Source organism: Flagellimonas baculiformis, assembly GCF_033441575.1.
GTDB classification, from domain to species: domain Bacteria; phylum Bacteroidota; class Bacteroidia; order Flavobacteriales; family Flavobacteriaceae; genus Flagellimonas; species Flagellimonas baculiformis.
Window position 1 is genome coordinate 37,004 of record NZ_JAUZVW010000002.1, and the last position, 21,452, is coordinate 58,455.

General features: G+C 46.3%; 9 protein-coding genes and 2 tRNA genes. 3 read left to right on the forward strand and 8 right to left on the reverse strand.

Translation table 11 applies throughout. The features are described from left to right. Nucleotides 1–155: 155 nt before the first annotated feature. Genes SD450_RS02800 through rpiB form a run of 3 tightly spaced genes read right to left on the reverse strand, consistent with a single transcriptional unit; the run spans nucleotide 156 to nucleotide 1,948 of the window. Nucleotides 156–596, reverse strand: a complete 441-nt coding sequence (locus tag SD450_RS02800) for a GNAT family N-acetyltransferase (protein ID WP_318343120.1) — start codon at nucleotides 594–596, stop codon at nucleotides 156–158. Beyond that, a complete protein-coding gene (locus tag SD450_RS02805; protein ID WP_318343121.1) occupies nucleotides 596–1,513 on the reverse strand; it encodes a cation diffusion facilitator family transporter in 918 nt (305 codons plus the stop codon). Before SD450_RS02805 ends, SD450_RS02800 begins: the two co-directional genes overlap by 1 nt. Nucleotides 1,514–1,516: 3 nt before the next feature. Further along, nucleotides 1,517–1,948 carry a ribose 5-phosphate isomerase B gene (gene rpiB / locus SD450_RS02810; protein ID WP_318343122.1) on the reverse strand — a complete coding sequence of 144 codons (432 nt, stop codon included), beginning with the start codon at nucleotides 1,946–1,948 and terminating at the stop codon, nucleotides 1,517–1,519. Between the two features lie 596 nt (nucleotides 1,949–2,544). Here rpiB and rnr point away from each other — a divergent pair. The 3 genes from rnr to SD450_RS02825 are packed head-to-tail and all read left to right on the forward strand — an operon-like array spanning nucleotide 2,545 to nucleotide 6,128. Continuing rightward, the gene (gene rnr, locus SD450_RS02815) at nucleotides 2,545–4,728 is read left to right on the forward strand and encodes a ribonuclease R (RefSeq protein WP_318343123.1); all 2,184 of its coding nucleotides are present in this window, start codon (nucleotides 2,545–2,547) and stop codon (nucleotides 4,726–4,728) included. A 53-nt stretch (nucleotides 4,729–4,781) separates the two neighbouring features. Continuing rightward, a complete protein-coding gene (locus tag SD450_RS02820; RefSeq protein ID WP_318343124.1) occupies nucleotides 4,782–5,462 on the forward strand; it encodes a head GIN domain-containing protein in 681 nt (226 codons plus the stop codon). 6 nt (nucleotides 5,463–5,468) lie between these two features. Further along, the gene (locus SD450_RS02825; protein ID WP_318343125.1) at nucleotides 5,469–6,128 is read left to right on the forward strand and encodes a LysE family translocator; all 660 of its coding nucleotides are present in this window, start codon (nucleotides 5,469–5,471) and stop codon (nucleotides 6,126–6,128) included. 41 nt (nucleotides 6,129–6,169) lie between these two features. On the opposite strand, the gene SD450_RS02830 is transcribed toward SD450_RS02825, so the two are convergent. The 5 genes from SD450_RS02830 to SD450_RS02850 form a co-directional block, all read right to left on the reverse strand. Further along, nucleotides 6,170–6,240: transfer RNA gene (locus SD450_RS02830), tRNA-Cys, on the reverse strand. Nucleotides 6,241–6,330: 90 nt separating this feature from the next. After that, nucleotides 6,331–6,402: transfer RNA gene (locus SD450_RS02835), tRNA-Cys, on the reverse strand. A gap of 59 nt (nucleotides 6,403–6,461) precedes the next feature. Then, nucleotides 6,462–6,818, reverse strand: coding sequence for a dihydroneopterin aldolase (folB, locus tag SD450_RS02840; protein ID WP_318343126.1), 357 nt, complete (start codon nucleotides 6,816–6,818; stop codon nucleotides 6,462–6,464). Nucleotides 6,819–6,861: 43 nt separating this feature from the next. After that, nucleotides 6,862–7,812 (reverse strand): PorP/SprF family type IX secretion system membrane protein, encoded by a 951-nt coding sequence (locus tag SD450_RS02845; protein ID WP_318343127.1) that lies wholly within the window; start codon nucleotides 7,810–7,812, stop codon nucleotides 6,862–6,864. 23 nt (nucleotides 7,813–7,835) lie between these two features. Next, nucleotides 7,836–21,446 (reverse strand): T9SS type B sorting domain-containing protein, encoded by a 13,611-nt coding sequence (locus tag SD450_RS02850; protein ID WP_318343128.1) that lies wholly within the window; start codon nucleotides 21,444–21,446, stop codon nucleotides 7,836–7,838. Between the last annotated feature and the right edge of the window lie 6 nt (nucleotides 21,447–21,452).

Here is a 21,452-nt window from a genome sequence, read left to right on the forward strand (position 1 = left end):
TTTGTCTGTTCGAGTGATTTTTCGAATGAAAAATTGTATCGAGAACCAGAATTTTAAGCCCAAACCCGATTCTCGATACAAAATCCCTTCGGAATTTCACTCGAATTGACGGCTTTGGTATAAAAAACCTTCAAAATGTACAACGGGTAGAATCATTACTTTTTCAACATTCGCACATGCGGGATACCATCTTCCAAATATTCCTCGCCAAAACGCTCAAAACCGAGCTCTGTGTAAAATTTGATGAGGTAGGATTGTGCCGAAATTTCAATGGAGGTGTCCGGAAAACGTTCCTTTATTGTGGACAAAGAGGTTTGCATGATCATTTTTCCATAGCCATATTGCCGCTGATCTTTTGCCACTACTACCCTTCCTATGCTGGCGTCCCCAAAATAGTCCCCAGGCTTGAAAATTCGGGTGTAGGCCACAACTTGGCCTTCCTTTGTGCCCAACACATGGAGTGCCTTTTGGTCCTTGTTGTCCAAGTCCTGGTACACGCAGTCCTGCTCCACCACAAAGACTTCGCTGCGGAGGCGCAACATTTGGTACAGTTCGCCAATGGACAATTCTTGGAATGTTTTGATCTTTGTTTCCATCAATCCTGAACGATTACGTGTTTGGAGTCAGGTTTGTCAAATTCCGGTTGGATGTTGACATGGTTGATTCCGTGTTTGTGATATACGAGTTCCTCTATCTTTTCCAAAATGGCATCGAATTCGGAAAGCTTGATATCCTCTTTAAAATCGATATGGGCCTCCATGTGCACCTCATCTTCGTTCAATTGCCAAATGTGGACGTGATGTACGTTCTTTATGGGTTCGATAGTACAAATGGACTCCACAATATCTTGGATTACAATGGATTTCGGAGTAAAGAGCATCAACACTTTGGTGGATTCTTTCAGGAGGTCGTACCCCATATAGATCAGATAAATGCCAATGAGCATGGTCAAAACAGCATCCACCCAATAGAGCTGGAACAAACTCATCAATATACCTCCCACCAAAACGGCCACTGAGGCCATCATATCCGTCAATAGGTGCAGATAGGCCGATCTCATGTTCATGTTTTCCTTGGAACTCTTTTTCAACAGAAGTACGCTGAACCCATTCGCCACTATGCCCAATATGGAAAGCCAGATGACCAGATCGGATGCTATTTCCTGTGGATCGAAGAGCCGTTCCATGGCTTCCTTCATCAAAAAAATGGCCACGACCACCAAAGTAGCGGCATTGACAAAGGCCGCCATGATCTCGGCACGTTTATATCCAAAGGTCTTGTGCTTGTTGGCCTGTTTTTTTCCCAATTTTTGGGCCACATAACTGATGATGAGGGAAAGTACGTCACTGAAATTGTGCAACGCATCCGACAGCAGGGCCAAACTCCCGGAAATGAGTCCGCCAACCACCTGTGACAAGGTAATCACAATGTTCAAAAGGATGGAAATCAGCAGATTCCTCCCTTTTAGATCGGTATGTGAATGTGAGTGACCATGGTCGTGGTGGCTACCCATAGTTTATCTGCAGGGTATTTTTTCTATTCGCCTTTCGTGTCTTCCTCCTTCAAATTTGGTGTTCAAAAAAGTCTCTACCATGTCCAAGGCCTGTGGAAGTGCTATGAATCGGGCGGGCAAACTCAAAATATTGGCATCGTTGTGTTCCCTGGCCAGCTGTACTATTTCTTTGTTCCAGCAGAGGGCACCCCTTACGTTCTGATGTTTGTTGATGGTCATCGTGGCCCCATTGCCGCTACCGCAGATAACGATCCCCAGGTCCACTTTTCCTTCTTCCACATCCGATGCCACAGGATGTGTAAAATCAGGATAGTCCACGCTGTCGGTTCCGTCGGTTCCGTAGTTGATAACTTCTATTCCCTTAGATTTGAGAAGGCCCACAACGGCCAGTTTATATTCCGTTCCCGCGTGATCGTTTCCAATGGCTATTTTCATGATTTTTGTTTATTTGAGGCTACTATACAAAGGTACAATATCTTTTGGTTTGAAGGTGTTCACAAAAATTGCGAAATAATTACATCTTTCTAAAAAACAGCTATTTATAAAAATACTTTATTTGTTGATCTTTTTAATAAAACTAACAGTAAGTAAATTTTGATTTTCCAGAAAATAGTGTAATTGATCTATTTTCTTTTGGAACGGTCCAAATTCCATTAAAAATTAATCAACCGGTATGAAACAAAAAAGGGTTGTAATTAACATTAAAATTACATTTACTTTTCAATAAATTGATGTTGAAAACGGTTATCAAAAACCGTGGATAAAAAATCTAATCCTTTGATTTTTAAAATTATTTTCTTCTCACAAATTGTGAATAAAATGATTTTGCTGTTCAGAGCAATATTTACCTGAAAAAATTATTACACATTTCAACAATCCATCATCATCATCATTTTTTAAAATTTCAAAAAAAGAAGAAAAGAACAATAATGGTTATTGTTGATAAAACCACTTGTCTTTACGATTACTTAACCCATTCCTTGTAGTTCAAGGATTATAATTTGTATTTTTCAAAAAAATAAGTCCATTTAATGTCGAAGAAGAAGAAGAGATCAAGGAGTCAGAGGAAGAATGAGTTGACCAAGGGCATTTTTACCGTACTTGAAAAAGAACCATCAAAAAGCTTTAATTACAAGCAGATAGCCGCAAAATTGGGCGTCACCGATACACAGGACCGTAACGAACTCATCAAGCGATTGGGACAGCTCAAGGCCAGTGACCGGATTCTGGAGGAAGAAAAGGGCAAGTACAAAAAGAAACCGTCACTGCACACCTATTTTACGGGAAAGGTGGACCTTACCTCCAGTGGCAACGCCTATATTGTGGTGGACGACCTTGAGGATGACATCTTTGTGCCCTACAACAGTTTGAACAAGGCCCTGCACGGCGATACGGTCGAAGTTTTCCTAAAGCCCAGGCGAAAAGGGAAAAAGCAGGAAGGGGAGATTTCCAAAGTATTGGAACGCAAGAAGACTTCCTATGTGGGCATTGTGGACAAGCAAAAGACCTTTGCCTTTGTGAGGCCATCCGATTCCAGAATGTACACGGACATCTTTATTCCCTTGGAGAAACTCAAAAAAGCAAATGATGGGGACAAGGTGTTGGTGAACTTGGGTGACTGGCCCGCAGATGCCGATTCGCCTTATGGAGAAGTTGTGGAGGTCTTGGGAAAACCGGGCGAGCACAATACGGAAATACATTCCATTTTGGCCGAGTATGGACTGCCCTACGAGTTTCCCTACGAAGTGGAACAGTTTGCCAAAACATTGGATACCAGCATCAAGGAATCCGAGATTGCCAAAAGAAGGGATATGCGGGATGTGCTCACCTTCACCATAGATCCAAAGGATGCCAAGGATTTTGATGATGCACTTTCCTTTCAGAAATTGGAAAATGGCAATTATGAGATAGGTATCCATATTGCGGACGTTTCCCATTACGTGGAACCGGGTACCATTTTGGAAGAAGAGGCCTATGACAGGGCCACGTCCGTTTATTTGGTGGACAGGGTGGTGCCCATGTTGCCCGAGGTACTTTCCAATATGGCCTGTTCGTTGAGACCCAACGAAGAAAAATATACCTTCTCCGCCGTTTTTGAAATGGACGATAAGGCCCGACTAGTGAACCAATGGTTTGGCCGGACGGCCATCAATTCCAACGAACGTTTTGCCTACGAAGAAGCACAATATATCATCGAAACGGGGGAAGATAGCATACCGGAAGCCATTTCCATCCGAGGAAAGGCCTATTCCGTTTCCAGTGACATTGTGGAGGCCATCCTCACTTTTGACCGACTGGCAAAGATCATGCGGCAGGCCCGTATGAATGCAGGTGCCATCTCTTTTGACAAGATAGAGGTAAAGTTCAACCTATCGGAGGACAACGTGCCCTTGGGGGTTTATTTCAAGGAAGCCAAGGATGCGAACAAGCTTATAGAGGAATTTATGCTATTGGCCAACCGAAAAGTGGCCGAATACATTGGCAAACAGAAAAAGACTTTCGTGTACCGGGTGCATGACAAGCCCGATGAAGAGAAATTAATGGCCCTGAACGGCGTTATTTCCCGATTTGGACATAGTATAGACCTTAGGGACAGAAAGACCATCAATAAGTCCCTAAACCAGCTTCTGGAGGATGTTAAGGGAAAAAAAGAACAGAATTTGGTGGATACCTTGGCCATCCGTAGCATGAGCAAGGCCATTTATACCACGGAAAATATTGGGCACTATGGATTGGGTTTTGATTATTACACCCATTTCACCTCTCCCATCCGAAGATATCCCGATGTGATGGTGCACCGTTTGCTGCAGCATTATCTGGATGGGGAAAAGCAACCGAGCGCTACCTTGTACGAAGAAAAATGCAAGCATTCCTCCGATATGGAAATGCTGGCGGCCAACGCCGAGCGGGATTCCGTGAAATACATGCAGATCAAATTCATGGAAGACCACAAGGACCAAGAGTTCCTCGGGGTGATTTCTGGAGTGACGGAATGGGGTATCTATGTGGAGATCATCGAGAACAAATGTGAGGGCATGGTGAGAATCCGTGACATCAAGGACGATTATTATGTATTTGACGAACGCCAATATGCCATTATTGGAGAAAGACGGAAACGGGTGTACCAACTGGGTGATGAGGTCTATGTGATGGTAAAGGATACCGATCTGGTAAAGCGGCACCTCGACTTTTCGTTGATCGGAAAAAAGGAGTGATGCTTTTTTTGGAATAAAATTTGTTATTCTTTTGGGAACCAAATTTTTATAACATGAAACCTATATTGATTTTATTACTGTCCCTTTCGCTCCAAGCACTGAGCGCACAAAAGGGGGACATTACCAAAAATCTCCAAAAGTTTACTGAGATCAAGGCTTTTGATGGCCTCTCCATCAGTTTGATAAAGGGAAAGGAAAACAAAGCGGTCATCACGGGCGCCAATACGGACAAGGTAGCCATTGTGAACAACGATGGGGTTTTGAAGATACGGATGGAAATAGATAAAATTTTCAGTGGTTACCGAACTTATGTGGATGTTTACCATACGGAGGACCTCAAAGTTATCGATGTGAACGAGGATGCCCGTATTTCATCCGATGAGACCTATGTACAGGATATTTTGGAACTCAAGGCACAGGAAGGTGGCAAGCTGGAAATCACCTGCCAGGTGGACCAATTGTTGATCAAAGCAGTATCCGGAGGGGAAGTATTTGCTGCTGGATTTTCCAATAACCAAGACATTATCATCAATACCGGAGGGTCATATATAGGCAAAACGTTCAAGACCAAGTTCACCACGATCACGGTCAATGCCGGAGGGAATGCAGAAGTGTATGCAACGGATTATGTAAAGGCCAATGTAAAGGCAGGGGGTGAGGTATTGGTCTATGGTGACCCAAAAAAAATGGATGAGAGCACCGTATTCGGTGGAAAGATAAAAAGAGTGGAATAGCATTTTATGATTGAAGATATACAGGCAGCAATACCTTTGGGACTATTATTGAGCATCATGATTGGGCCTGTCTTTTTTGTGCTTTTGGAAACCAGTGCCACCAAGGGGTTCAGGGCCGGAGTGTGTTTTGATGTCGGGGTCATCGTGGCGGACATTGTTTTTTTGAGCATAGCCTATTTCAGTAGTTTCCAATTGTTGGAAAACCTGAGCAACGAGCCAGGACTTTTCGTTTTTGGAGGAATGATCCTTTTGGTCTATGGTATTTATCTGTTTGCCAAAAAGGCCAAGAAAAAGACCACGCCTGCACGACCCACCAAAGGAGGTTATGTTACCCTTTTTATCAAAGGTTTTCTGCTGAATTTCATCAACATTGGGGTTTTGGCATTTTGGCTGGGCCTGATTATCGTGGTGGGACCTAGCTTGGAAAACAATCCGGAAAGGATGTTGGTGTTCTTCAGCACGGTCATTTTGGTCTATTTTGGAATAGATCTTATAAAGATCCTTTTGGCCAAACAGTTGAAAAGGTATTTGACCATAGAGCGTATCGTCCTCATCACAAAGGGACTTGGCATCGTTCTGATCATTTGTGGCATTGTACTCATCACCAAAGGATTTATCCCCAAGGATCGTTTCGATCTCAAATACGAAATAGAAAGGATAAGCTAGCAGAAAATAAAAATCCCAACACTTAGTGTCGGGATTTCCAGAGGCATCGAGCGGATTCGAACCGCTGTACAAGCTTTTGCAGAGCTGTGCCTAGCCACTCGGCCACGATGCCATTCGGTCGGCAAAGCTATAAATATTTTATGAATTTTTAGATCGGAACAATCTAAATATAAATAGATCTTTGATCAAAGATCTGATATAGAGGCATCGGGTGGACTCGAACCACCATAAAAATCCTTGCGGGACCTTGTCTATCCAATTCGACCACAATGCCGTTATTAAAATGTAAAATTAATAAAACTTTTACATTATGAAGGTCTGAAAAACAGCGTTTTATCGAGAAAATTTGAGTTTTACCGAAACGCTCTCCACATCGCCACCAATGGGCGGATTTATTTTGGAAACTTCGACCATCACTTGGGTCACTTCATTTATTTCAGACAGAATACGATCAATGATCCGTTGGGCCACATGCTCCAAAAGATTGGAACGAACGGCCATTTCTTCCTTTACAATATTGTTCAAATGGACATAGTCCACAGTCTCGGATAGCTTGTCAGAAGTGGCTGGCTGGGAAAGATCGGCTTTTATTTCGAGATCCACCCTATAATCGCTTCCGATGAGCATTTCTTCCTTCAAACACCCATGGTTGGAATGTATCCTGATGTTCTTTAGCCTAATTTTCCCCACAATCTTGTATTAAGAGAGGCAAAAGTAGGGTAAAAACAACAAATCAATACATACATCTACAGTTGCTTATCCCTTGGAAGAGATCCATTCCCACGGTGACCACGTGTGTTCCAGAGCTATACCCCAAAATTTCATTGGTGATGATCTGGTAGGAATATCCAAAATAAAAATTGTTCTTTTTAAATCCCGCAATAGGGGCTATGTACAACGGCTCACCCAATTGATCGTTCAGGAAACGGTAGGTAAGGCCTACATAGTAGTAATCCTCAAAATCATGGAAACGGAACTTGGCGTTCAAATCCGTCACGGAACGTCCATCACTTTCAAACCATTGAAAGAAAACGGAAGGCTCAATCTCCAATTTGCTGTTCTTGTTCTTGGAAATGCTATAACCTGTGTAGGCATAATAGTTCCTAAGGGTATTTGGTTCAAAAACAGGATTGAAGCTTTCAAGATTTTTGTTGAGGATGTTGGAAGCATTCAAACTGAAATAGAACTTATTGTAACGGTAGAGCACGCCCAAATCAAAGTTGTGGTTGGTAGTGGCCTTGTCATCCGTGGGAAGTTGACCGTTGCTGTCCCTAAAGTTTTCCACATCTATCCTAAACTGGTTGAAATTGTAGGAGATACCGAAAGAAAGGAAAATATCGTCATATCGGTCCAAGGTAAGGTGGTGCGCAAAGGAAACCCTGGCCCCTCTTTGTTTGGTCTCGCCGTTGCTGTCATTGTACAGGAGCATACCCAAACCGGAACGGTTGCCTATACGGGCATCCGCGGCCAAGGTCTGTGTATCGGGAGCATCCTTGATGCCCACCCATTGGGTAAGTCCGTTCAACCGCACTTTTATGTGGTCCCCTATGCCGGCATAGGTCGGGGACATGATAAAGGGATTGTCAGCGATATATTGAGAAAGCTGTGGTATGGTCAACTCCTGCCCCTTGGCACAAAGTGCCAATAGGAGCAGAAATGCAGTTGAATATACTTTTTTGAACATGAGGTCTGTTTGGGTTATAAATGTTATTGTCGATATAATGTAAAGTGGCCCACGAATTCCCTTTGGTCGGTTTCACCTTCAAGGCGAACCACGTACCAGTAGTCACCCGTTGGCAATGGCTTGCCATCATAATTGCCATCCCAACCTTGGGTGTCACGGGTCATCTCTTCCACTACCCTACCATAACGATCATAAATCTTAATTAGTACTTCTGGGAACCCTTCAATATTGTCGGGAATCCAGTTATCATTGAGGCCGTCGCCATCTGGGGTAAAGAAGTTCGGGAACTCAATGTCTATGAACACCATCATGATATCGGCAATGGCCTCACAACCATTCTGATCAACCACCCTAACGGTGTAAATGCCCGTTCTATTGATGTAGAAGGTATTATCGGTTCCATTGTCCTCATCGTTGAAGTAGAAGGTGTATTCGCCAACTCCCCCTTCGGCTATCGCGGTTATCTGGTTGATGGTATTGTTCTCCAAAACCAGGGTAAGCGGTTCGTAGCCTTCGATGGTGAAATCATAGGTGGTCATACATCCATTCGCATGTGCAATGGTGACATAGTGGTCTCCAGGCGTCATGTTGGTAAAGTCTGCGGACAACTGCATATCTGCAGGGTCTGTGGAATCCAAGGCGTACATTACATCTGCTGAAATGCTTGGGTCCTCGAACACTATCTCCAAGGAATTAGTGGGGATATTGCCCACGCACTCATACATTGGAGTTACTGTGGCGGCAAGGTTCATACCGGGCTCTATTTCCACGATCACATAGGTATCACAACCTTGGGCATCCCTGATGAATACCGCATGGGTTCCGGCCGATAGGTTTTGGAACAAGAACTGATCTTGAACAAAATCGGCATCCGCATTGGAATTCAAGGCCGTTTCATAGGGTGCCATACCTCCAGAAACCTGAAGCTCGAAGGAACCATCGGCACTATTATAGCACACTTCGTGCATGATGTTGATCGCTTCTGCCTGAATAGGTTCTGGCTGTACTATTTCAAATTGGAAGGTCATGAAACATCCATTAACGTCTTGTGCAATGACATCGTAAATGCCGGGAGCCAAATCGGTAAAGGTGTTTTCGGTATCAAACTGGTTCAAATTGGGGGAAATGGCATACAGAATCTCACCAGTACCTCCAGAAACCTCTACAATGATACTACCATCTTCCATGCCCGAACAGGTCACATCGGTAGATTCTGCACGTTCTACCTGCAACGGAGCGGGATCGATAATAGGTATCACCGGTGATACCTCAACGCAATCTTCACTGATGACCCTTACATAGTAATTTCCAGCGGCAAGCCCGTTAAAGGTACCGTTTGGCTGTGGTCCACCGACCAAATTGGACAATGCGGCATCGCTGAACAGTTCGTAGCTGTAATTGCCCAGACCACCTGTTGCACGTGCAATAATGGTAGCCGATGCTTCGCCCATACAGTTGATCATGGCTGCGGAATCGTCTATTTCCAACACCAATGCCGGGGGCTCTCGGAGACTGACTTGATTGGAGATCATAGCAGTACATCCATTTACATCCCGCACCTCAAATTGATACTTACCGGCTCCCATGTTAAGGAAATCATGATGGTTAGGATAGTCAAATTCTTCCCAAGTCGAGGTATTTACATCAAAATAAAAGTAAGGGGCCGTTCCCCCACTAGCGGATAAACGCATGCTACCGTCGGTCAAACAGGTCAGGTCCGCAAGCTTGATCAAAGAAGCGCTAACCTCTGTAGGTTCGTTGATGGTCACCCTTGGGGTTTCCACACCGCAGTTCCATCCATCGGTAACGGTGATGCTATAGGTTCCAGCGCCCAATCCGTTGAACATATTGCTTCCCTGTTCACCAGAAGTGAATATAATACTGGCACCAGGAGTATCATCTTCGTAGATGTTCAATTGGTACTGGTACACACCTTCACCACCGGAAACAGAGGATACCCAAACAGAACCGCTGTTGTCCCCATAGCACAATAGGTCTATCGGAGCGACATCGATGGTAGCCATTATTGGGTCTGGTTCTATCAGTGTCAATGAATTGTCCACAATCTCACAACCTTGGCTATCGACCACCCTTACTTCGTATGCACCTGCAGATAGGCCAGTGAAGACATAGCTGTATACATCGTTCATAGTGTAGGTTTGGGTAGTGGTGTTGTTTGTCAATATGATGTCATAAGGAGCATAGCCACCTGTTGGTGCAACGAGGATCTCTCCTTGGTCATTGGTACAGGTAACGCTGGCCACTTGTTGGGGAACAACCTCCAACTCCGCGCTCGGCGACATGATAGTGATGGTGTTGGAGTCTTCAACACACTCTGGGTAACCTGTTTCGGTAACACGCACGAAGTAGTTTCCTCCAACAAGGTCTGCATGTGTTATGGACAACGGTCCACCAGCAGTGTTGCCACTTCCGGTTGTAATCGAAGTACCATCGGCCCTGAACACTTCATAATCATAAGCACCATTGTAGCCTGTGACCGTGATTTCCAAGGTGCCGGCATCGTCAAAACAGACGGCAGGTGATGTGGCCACGGCCACGACATCAATGGTATCGTACGGTGCGATGACATAAGGAGCGGTATCCACATAACAACCTGTCGCATCGTCCGTGACCCTGAAGGTATAGGTCCCAGGGTTGGTCAATTGGAAGCTTGCAGAGGTACTGCTCAAGATGGTCGGAGCCGATCCATACGGATTTCCTACGGGCAGCAATGTAAACGTATAGGTATTGGTTGGATCACCATTATCGGCAACGGTCAACAGCACTTCTTCTTCAGTCACACAGCTGATGGCCGTGGTTTGGGAAACAGTGACTGTAAATGTGTTGATGGGTTCTATTACAATGCTGTCAGCATATTCACAACCATTGGCATCCCTTACCGTATAGTTGATGGTCTGAACGGTACCGTTGTCCTCCACATCATAGGTGGCGATTGAGGAGAAACCATTGCCATCAAAACTATAAAAATAAGGTGCAGTACCGCCGGTAGCAGTGACCGTTATCGTGGTTTCATCCACATTATTGGCAGTACAGACAAAATCAGGAGCTGATGCAGAGACCGTCAATTCGGCTGGCTCTGTAACGGTCTCTGGTTTAGTGTCTTCACAACCTCTATCGGAAACCACACGAACTTCATATTGCCCTGCAGGCAAGTTTTCGAAAAGCGGATGGTCCTGAAGCGGTCTGCTTGGAGCGCCAAGGCTGATACCGATCAATTCATATTGATAGATTGGATTCACGGCGGTTGCGGGATCAATGACAGCCGAAATACTTCCATCACTTCCTCCAAAACAGCTCACATTTTGAATGGTCGCATCCAACAAGATGGGATCCACAGGGGCATCCAACTCTTGGGTAACCGTGTAGGTACATGGAGTTGTAGTGGCCAAATCGGTGATGACGAATACATATTCGCCCGCTTCGGTCAAGTTGGTGAAAATACCATCGTTATTGGTCACCACGGTTCCCGAAATAGGGAAGGTAACACTGTATTCCAACGTGGTGGAACCACCTGTTACGGTTACGTTGATATGTCCTCCTGGGTCAGGGGAACAATCGATGGGTTTCACTACGGCCGCAGTAGCACTCATGGCTGGGTTCAACACCACAGGCCCGACAGTGGCATCACATCCCCACTGATCTAGGATTTCCACCTCGTAAGAACCAGCACCTAGATTGGAGAAAATGGTGCTCGTTTGTGGCGAACCTATATTGACCCCATTTCTGACCAATTGATAGGCGTAGTTGCTTCCTTGACCACCAGATACAGGATCTGTCGCAGGAATGCCCACCACTTCAATTTCGCCTTGAAGGTCGGTACAGTTTTCATTGTTGACCTGTAAAGCAGCTTGGATGGGCAGCGGGTCGGCCAAGGTTACATCGGGCAATTGCAAAGCACAACCGTATTGATCGATGACCCAGACTTCATAGGTGCCAGCCACCAAGTTTTCAAACTTTCGGGTGGGTACATAATTGGCTATACTGTTTGGATCGGGGTTTGAAGTAGTACTCACATAGTAAGCATATCCGCCCCATCCACCTTGTACATTAAAGATTTCGATGACGCCATCGTTTCCGGGATCACAGGTAATATCGGTCACCAAAACTTCGGCAGAAATGGCCGCTGAGGGCTCTGCAATGGTGAAGGTCTCCATATTGGTACATCCAGGGAAGGCATCTTGGGAAATTTCCACCAAGAAGCTTCCGGCTGGCAGAGCGATAGGAGCCGTAGGTCCGGTAGTTGCTGAGGTACCATTGGTCACGAAGGTATCATCAGCCGTGTTCACCGGCGTTCCATTTGTATTGTAAATGGTCCAGTTGAACCCTCCTGCATAAGTGGCATCCAAGAGTTCAAAGGTCACTTCTCCGCTTGCGGTTCCATAGCAGACCACATTGCTCACCACATCCACATCAATAGTGAAGGTGTTGGGGTTGGTGATCGTTTCGGATGTTGATACGGTACAACCCGTATCGATATGGCGCACCAAGAAATTGTGGGTACCCGCATCCAGACCGCCAAACACATTGGAGGATTGCCATGAGGTACCATTGTCGATACTGTATTCAAAGCGGGACGGATCCCCAGCCGTTGAGGTAACCGTAATGGTAATTTCCCCGTCCATGCCTGGAGTACAGCTCAAAGGGTTGGTGATAGCGGCCACGGCATTGGTTATCTGGTCAAATGGGTTTATCAAGGCATCGATGTATCCAGAACAATTGTTTTCGTCATACACGGTAACCCTGATGTTGGCACCATTGGTATTGGTCAAGGTATAAGTATTGTTGGGCCCATTTTGGTAAACGGTGCCGCTTATATTGTCCCTAAACTCGTAGCGGACATAGGTTCCGGTTCCTCCGGATATGTCAGCCGGATCAACTGTGATGGTAGCATTGTTCATGTTGTTGCCCGCCACACAGGCAAATTGGACCACCTCCACATCGGCAACGACAATGGGGTCGGGCTGTCCAATCACGATATCGTTGATCTCAGCAGGACAGAGATTGGTTCCAACAGCACGAACCGTATAAGTTCCGGCCGGAAGGTTTTCAAAGGTAGTCCCGTTCAATACGGCTCCCGCAGGCATGGGGATGAGTGTATAGGTCAATGGGTTAATGCCATTGTCCACCTCATGTAGTGTAATGCTCCCATCATTTCCTCCAAAACAGCTTACATTCATATGGGTTTCAGTAAATATGGGAAGAGGTGCATCAGGAACTTCAACCGTAATAACTTCAGAACAGGTAGGTACTGTACCAATGTCAAAAACGGTTACTACATAATCACCAGCCGCACCAGCACCAGTCCATGTGAATGGATTGGACGGAAGTACACCCCTAGTCTGGTTGTTGGCTCCAGGGCCAGTAATCATGTATTCGTAATTTCCAGATCCGGCAACTACGGTTATTTCAATTTCTGCATTTGCGGCGGAGCCTGGCTCACAATCCAATGCAACGGTTTGTATCGCAGTAAATTCTAAAGGTGCATGTACCACAATTGTATCTGTATCCATACATCCGTTGCCGTCAATAATGGCAACATTATAGGTTCCTGGCATCACATTGTTGAAAACCCCGCCATTGTTCACATAGGTAACCCCGCCATCCAAAGAATAGAAGATTTGGGAGGACACACTTGTGGCATTGATGGTCACCGTAATAGGTGTACCACAGTTATCAATGACAACACTATCAATAGTTGGGTTTGGGGTCAAGGTCAATGGAACAGTTCCCAAATCTAGCCCACAACCAAATTGATCTTCCATGGTTACGTTATAGTCGCCCGCAGGTGAGTTTGCAGGAATCTCGATGGGGTTGTCGGAAGTTGAGGTAATGGTCGTAAATCCGGCTGGCCCTGTTACGGTGTAAGTATAAATTCCGCCACCACCTAGAGGATTTTGGATTTGGATGAGTCCAGGGGCGTCACAGGTGATATTTTGAAGTACAACAGGTGTTCCGGACAATGGGTCCAATTCCATCAACAATTGGTTTTCTGTAGCCCCCACACAACTATCGTTGTTGGAACCGTCCACTTCTGTAACCTCAATGAAGTAATTACCAGGAGGCAGGTTGTTAACGGTTACATCTTGTTGAGGAGAAGAAAACGGTACTATTCCACCACTTGAAGCTACGGCAACAGCAGAACCTGAACTCATATCATAAACGGTCCATCTGAATTGGTTTTCAAAAGGAGCTTCATTATCTGTAACCGTATAGGTGATGCTTCCGTTGTTCAAACCAAAACAGCTGGGCGTAATCGTAGAGGTGATTTCCAACGGAACAGTAATAATATCATTTACGTTCACACTACTTTGACGAACACAACCTACATCGTCCCTTACATAGAAGGTGTACGTTCTACCAGGTATCAAACCAACAAAAGTATGGGTTGTTCCAGCAGGAAGAGGAGCGGTCCATGTTGTTGTTGAGGGGTCAAAGTTGGCGGGGTCATCTGAATACGCATATTCATATGGATCGGAACCATTCTGGCCCCTCACGGTTACCTGTAGTTCATTACAATTGACCACTATGGGCAAAATGGTAATGTCCAGATCATCCAATGGATATGGAATAATAAATGGAGGCAGATCAGTCTGGCAAAGAGTGTTCCCAAGTCCATCTACGGTTCTCATCGAAGGATAAACGGTATCACCTGATGTGTATCCTGTAAATTGATCGGAAACACCTGGGTTAGAGTTGTCCCCGATCCAAGTAGTACCACCATCGGCACTAAATTCAATAGTTCCCAAAGTTGTAGGATATCCAGAGAATCCAAATCCAAAATCAGTGATATCGCCGGTACACGTAGACGGAGTGATACCATCCACAACACCAGTCAACTCATCAGGATTGTTGATGGTTAGGGTATCAGTTACGGTACAACCCGCTGCATCGGTGACATTAATGGTATAATCCCCTGGAATAAGATTGTAATAGGTCCTGGTCGAGACCAGCACATTGGTGTTCGTTTGGTTGGAAGCTCCACCATTGTCCAAATCTATAATCTGGATGGTGTATGGGGCCAAACCAGATGTAATGTCCACCAAGATTGACCCCGTTTCATCATGACATTGTGGGTCAGTTGGTGTAGCGGTCATGGTCAACGGCACTCCAGGATTAACGGTCACCGTTTCCATATATTCACAATAGGGAACAGTTGCGGAATTATCCCTTACATAAACATCATAAGTTCCGGCGATTGTTACGGTATATACATTGGATGCAGTGAACGAACCAACTGGGTCTGCTCCTGTCACCACAAAGGCATATTGCAAGGTAGGAGACCCGCCACTAGCGTTCACGGTGATGCTACCATCGGCACAAGAAGAGATATCCACAACTTGAACTTGGGCAACCAAAGCATCCACAATGGTCACATTCTGTTGAACACCAAGACACCCATATTGATCGCGAACGTCAATGGTATAAGTTCCAGCGGCCAGGTTGCCAAAAGTATATGTTGTTCCTGTTGTTGGCGTAGGGGTCATCCATGCGCCACCGTTCAGGCTGAACTGGTAGTTGCCATTGCCGTCGGTCACGTTCACCACGATGCTTCCGTCGTTGTTGCCACTATAGCATGCCGTGGGAATTGCTTCAAAGTCGATATCGGCCGGAGGGGCTATGGTCAAGGTTGTTGTAACATCCTCACAAAGATTGATGTCCCTCGCCCTTACGACATAATCGCCAGCAGCAAGTCCAGAGAACACACCGGAAGGTTGATAGGCAACGATTACGCCACCAACAGTGTCCTCCAATTGGTATTGGTATGCAGGGGTTCCACCGGTTGCAGCTGCGGTTATGACCCCGCCACCATTGGTACAGGTCAGTTCTGTGGTCACCGATGCTGTAACATCGACGGCATCGGGCTGGGTCAATGTTTGGTTCAAGGTAACAGAACAAGCAGGGTCTCGTAGATCAACCAAGACAATTTCGTAATCACCCGCAGTAAGTCCAGAAAGGGTGATTGGACTGGTGGTTTGGGGTCCAGAAACGGTTCCACTGTTCACTTGATAGGTAAATCCAGTTCCAGCATCAAAGTTTTCAACTTCAAAAGTGATGGAACCATCTGCAGCACCAAAACAACTGATATCGGTGTGTGCGGTGATGGCCGCATCGAAGACATGTCCGGCCTCAATGTTTACTGTGGTTTGAACGGTACAATCGCTTCCATAGTTGACCTCAATGGTATGAAGACCAGGGGCAACGTCCGTAAATAGGTTACCGGACTGTGGGGTTGACCCATCCAATGAATAGGTGTATCCCGGGTCGTTGGGAAGTACGGTAAGATCGGCCGTCCCATCACAATTGTAAACAAAAGTAGTTGACAATGTGGGTTCTACGGGCAGTGGGGGGATGATGACATCTGGCAAGGTGATGAAACAATCGATTTGATTGGCATCACGGACACGAATGCTATAGGTACCATCCATCAGGTCGGTGAAAACAGCTCCTCCCGTAGTTGATGGGGTCCAAGCCCCGCCATTGATACTGTATTGGTAGTTTCCTGAACCACCGGAAGTTGGGGTAATACTTCCCACCGTGATCTCTCCCAGTTGGTTACAGGTATAGTCTTGTGTAATGGCCGCCTCGGCAATGATTTCGTCGGGCTGGGCAATGGTAACCTGTGATGATACGACACAGTTGTTGGCATCCCTGATACTGATGTCATAGGTGCCGGCCGGTAGGTTCACAAAGGTGTTCAAAGGCTGATAGGTTGCCCCATTGTCGATGCTGTACACATAAGGCGCCTCGCCTCCCGTAGCTGTCAAAGTGATGCTTCCATCTGAACCGCCAAAACACGTTACGTCGGTGACGTTGGGCGTGATGGTCAATGAGGGGTCTTGTACAATAGAGATATCGTAAACAGCCTCACAAAATCCGGAAGCACCTCCATTGTCCCTTACATAGACATCATAATTGCCCGCCCCGATAACGGTAACAGGGTTGGTGGTGGAGAAATCACCTGCTCCGGGAGTCACTCCATCAGCAACAACGGCATAGACATAGTTGCCGTCCCCACCAGCAGCAGAGATGGTAATGTCTGTGTCTGTGGTACAAGCGGTAATGTTGGGGGCAGAAGCCACCACACTGAGCTCTGGGTCAATGGTGATGGAGGCGGAACCTGTACAGTCGTTGCCATCCCTAACATTGATGGTATAGGAACCTGGCCCAAGGCCTGTGAACACATTGCCAGACACAAAGGGACCTCCGTTCAGGCTGTATTCGTAATTTCCATCTCCGCCTGCAATCACATTGGCGGTCAGGGTCAATCCTGTGGCATCATCATAACAAATATCATTGGGAACGATTTCCAATTCAGGGGCAATGGCCTCGATCAACGTGAAGCTACCTGTGAACTCGCATCCATTGGCATCGGTCACGGTATAGTCGTAGTCTCCCGCAATATCCAAGTTGGGGAACAGGCCGTTGTTCTGTGCCGCAGGAAGAACATATCCCACTGGCCCAGCAGTAATTTCATAGGTATAACTTCCCCATCCGCCCGAAGCCGTAATGCTCACCGAACCATCGGCGAGGCAGGTTGGTTGGGTCACTGTAGCGGGAGCTGTAATGGCAGACGGTGGTGCTGCAATGGTAACAGAGGCCGTGTCGGTACAGTTGGTAAGGTTGTCGGTCACCGTAATGGTATATGTTCCCTCGGCCAAACCAGTGAATGAAAGGGTACCATTGGTCTCAGCCGTTCCGGAGAATGTGGCAGGACCCGTTACGGTATAGTTGTAATCGGTGTTGAAATTGCTTACCGTGTATCTGATCTCACCATCTTCTTCACCAATACAAGTAATGTTTTGGATCAATTGTCCGCTCACTGAAATTTCAGAAACAGGGGCAATGGTATAGGTTTCCTCATAGACGCACCCCGTACTGTCTGTTACGCGGAACAAATAGGTGTCTGGGGCCAAACCGGTAAAGGTGGCATTGTTCCCATTGTTCACCACGCTTCCTGCGGGGGCAATGATCTCATACACATAATTTGGAGTTCCGCCAGTAACGCTCAACGTGACATCCGAAGTAAAAGATGGACAATTGGGGTCTGTAGACGTAAAGTCGATGTCTGTTGGGGGATCTAGCGGCGCTATGGTCACAGGATCCGTTACGAAGGTACATCCGTTGTCATCCCTTATGGTCACGGTGTAGGTTCCATCGGTCAGGTTGGAAAATATTTCCTCGCCCAAGGTTGCACTGTCCGGAACAAAAGTCACCCCATCAATACTGTATTGATATGGAGCGGTTCCTCCCTGAACATTGAACGCTCTAACGGCACCAAATTGCAAACAGGTGTAAGGTTGGTACAGCTCAACTTCTGCAGAAAGGGCAGTGGCCGGAGCCGAAATGGTCTGGTATTCAAAATAGTCGCAGGACGCACTTCCTTTTCGTTGGTTGATGACAATGGCATAATCCCCATTCGGCAATCCAGGAAAGATACCTGATGCATTGGTGGCCAATGCGTTGGCATAGTCGTAGGTTTCTTCATCAAAACCAGTGGCATCAAACAGGTAAAAAGTCAATTGATATCCATTGTCATTAAGGAGGTTGAAGACAATGGAACCGGAAGACTCACCATTACAAAGCACGTCGATGACTGTGGTAGGATCAAAATCGGCCGCAGGCCTGAATTCGATGGTCACGGTGTTAGATATATCGTAACAGTTGTTCCTGTCCACTACCACGAAGGTGTAATCCCCGGGATCGTAGATGTCAAAGATTTGACTGGTCTGAAATTCGGATGGAGGGATGTCGGTTACATCCGGATAGGAAATCACCGTGTTTCCATCTTCATCCACATAGGACCAGATGGCATACAAATGCGGAGTTTTTCCCCCTGTGGAGGACATGAGTATGTTCCCCTCTTTACAAGTAATGTGCTGGGATACCCTTGCTTCCAAATCCAGATCTGGTTGGTCAATAATGGTAATCTGTTCTGTGTAAACGCAACCATCATCTGTTGAAACGGCAACGTCATATACTCCTGCACCTAGGTTTTCAAAGGTATGGTTGTTGTCCATGGATGGACCAAAATCGTCCACCTCTACACCTCCTCGAGAGATGCTGTAATAGTACTGGGGCTCTACATTGAGAATGGAGATGGCAATTTCGCCCAATCCATTACAGTCCAGATCTTTTGTGGTGATGTCCACTTGAAAATTCCTGTCCAAGATCCCGATATTGTCCAAAACAAAGACACAACCATCGGTCACGCCCTGCTGTCTCATTTCCACCCTATAGGCACCATTGTTGGCAATGTCAAAACTTGGGCTTGGGCCATAAGGGACCAATACCGTACCTGTGGTCTGATCCACCAACTGGTACTCATAGTTCAAGGGCATATTGGTCACCGTAATGTTTCCTTCGGTGTCGCAAATGATGTCCCTGGAAGTGTACTGAGGGTTGAGCGGGTTTTTGTAGATGTTGAAATAGAACCTGCTGAAACAACCGTTTTGGTAATTGATAACCAACCGGTACTGTCCGGCATTGGAAGCCAGGAAGTCGTTCCCGGTATCCACAGTGTTCCAGGTACAGGTGGCGTTTGTATTGGCACATCCATCCGCGGCAGCGGTACAACTAGCTTCGTCCAACTGTTCCCAGACAATGCTCTGGGCATCGGGAATGTTCACTTGGAGGAGTTCGGTATCGTTCAATCCACAAAGGAAGATTTCAGGCAGTTCGCTACCATCATTGGGGCATATGAGAATATCCCCGTCAATGGAATTCGATGTGTCGTTGATCAAAGCGGTGATGGGATTGCTCTGGGTTGCCCCGAACAGTTCCACATTAATGATCTCTGCAAAGTCCTTGCAAGGATCGGCCACTTGCTTGTCCACAATATAGGTCCCGATGTCACTCACGAGAATGGTGCTGGGGTCATTGTCAGAATCGGCATCGGTGATGACGGTGTCAACACCCACATCGATTTGGCCGTTTCCGTTCACATCGCGGTACCAGATATAATTGTCAAAATTGTCCCCGGCGTCCAAAAGTACATTCTCACCGCACAGTTGAACGGTACGGGAAAAATTACAGGCACCAAGGTCGTCCAAAAGAAAGTTGGTGGCACCGGGCGATCCAAAGCCACAACCATCAAAGTCATAGACACTGGGGTCGTCCGTAATCGGTGCGGTATTGATCTCTCCCCGATAGGTGGAATAGGCCAAGTTTTGGATAATGTCGGTACAGGCATCGATAAAGTCGAAACAGTTTTCGGCCACTTGCACCCGCATACGAATAACAGCCAAGGGATCCCCTTCCTCAACAAGACCGTCTGGAATGCTAAAAATCACCGTCCTTGTGGCGGGATCAAAAGTATAGGTGGCACCGGGCGGCATCACAATGCTGCTTTCATCCAAGGTAACGTTGATGGGCAGCACGTCCCGAATGGTGTAGTTTATGGCGTCATCGTTTCCCACATTCTCAAAGGAAAGTACATAATCCAGATATTGTCCGAGATGGACGCCTTGCCCAGTAATGTCATTTCCGGCAATATCCTCCACCGTTTTGGCGAGGTTGATTTTGGGTTCAATGATCTCCACATCCATCGAAGTGAAGAAAATGTCATATTTATCTTGGGTTGAAGAGGCCCGCAGTGTGGCCCCGGTCTCCCCATTGGGAATCACGGTTTGGTTGGGGTTGGGTATGGTAAAGAGGTCCACGTCCCATCCCAAGGTGTTGACACTGTTTGGGTTACGTGTATTTATGATAGTGCCCTCAATGGTAATGTTACTGTTAAAGAAGTTGGTGGCAGGATTGGCCGTGTTGGACAATGTGGTGAATGAACCGTTACTATCTGCCCTTATGGCCAATTGGTCTCCAGTAATTCTGTTGTCCCCCTCCAATGTGGCCACGCCCAATTTGGCCCTCACCGGAAAAGGTGCAGGCAAGGTGGTGAAGCCACTAACAGGAATATCAACGGTCTCCCCGGATTTAATACCGGCATACCCGTCGAAAGTCGTGATGAATTTACCTGGAAGGGTCGGGTTTTCATAAACCACGACCAACGACCATCCTCCAGAAACCCCTCCTTGGATAGAACTGCCGGAACTCGCCCTTACATTGGCCACAAAATAATCCCCATCGGGATTGGTAAGCCCCGCAACGATGGAGGTCACATCTTTATAACAGGCATAAGGGGCGTAATAGCCAAAATCAGAATCATTGTAGCCATCAAAAAGAATTTCATCAGCGGTGAGATCTATATACGATCCACCTGGTACCCTAAATTTTACTTGGTTGAGATCACTTCGCGTACTGCTCGTATATACTGCCGACCAATACAGACCCGCATATCGGATTTTAGAACAGGTGGGGTCAGGAATGGATAAGGTGGCACTACTTGAGCTAAACGTGGATGCATCCCCATCAATATCAATGTATTGCATGTTGAGGTCATCGTTGTACGAGGAACTGGAGCCGGTTAAATTATAGGGGTCTTCGGGCTCTGTATCGTTGGTGTCGCGGTTGACGATGTTGTTTGCAATAAAGGTAAGGTCTCCCTTTATCTTGTTTTCATAACGGACATCAAAGTCATTTTTTACCTGTGAAAAGCCGGAGAATGAGCATAGCAAAAGACAGGTGACAAAGCACCATCTAAGTAGAAGTTTTACCATATGTTT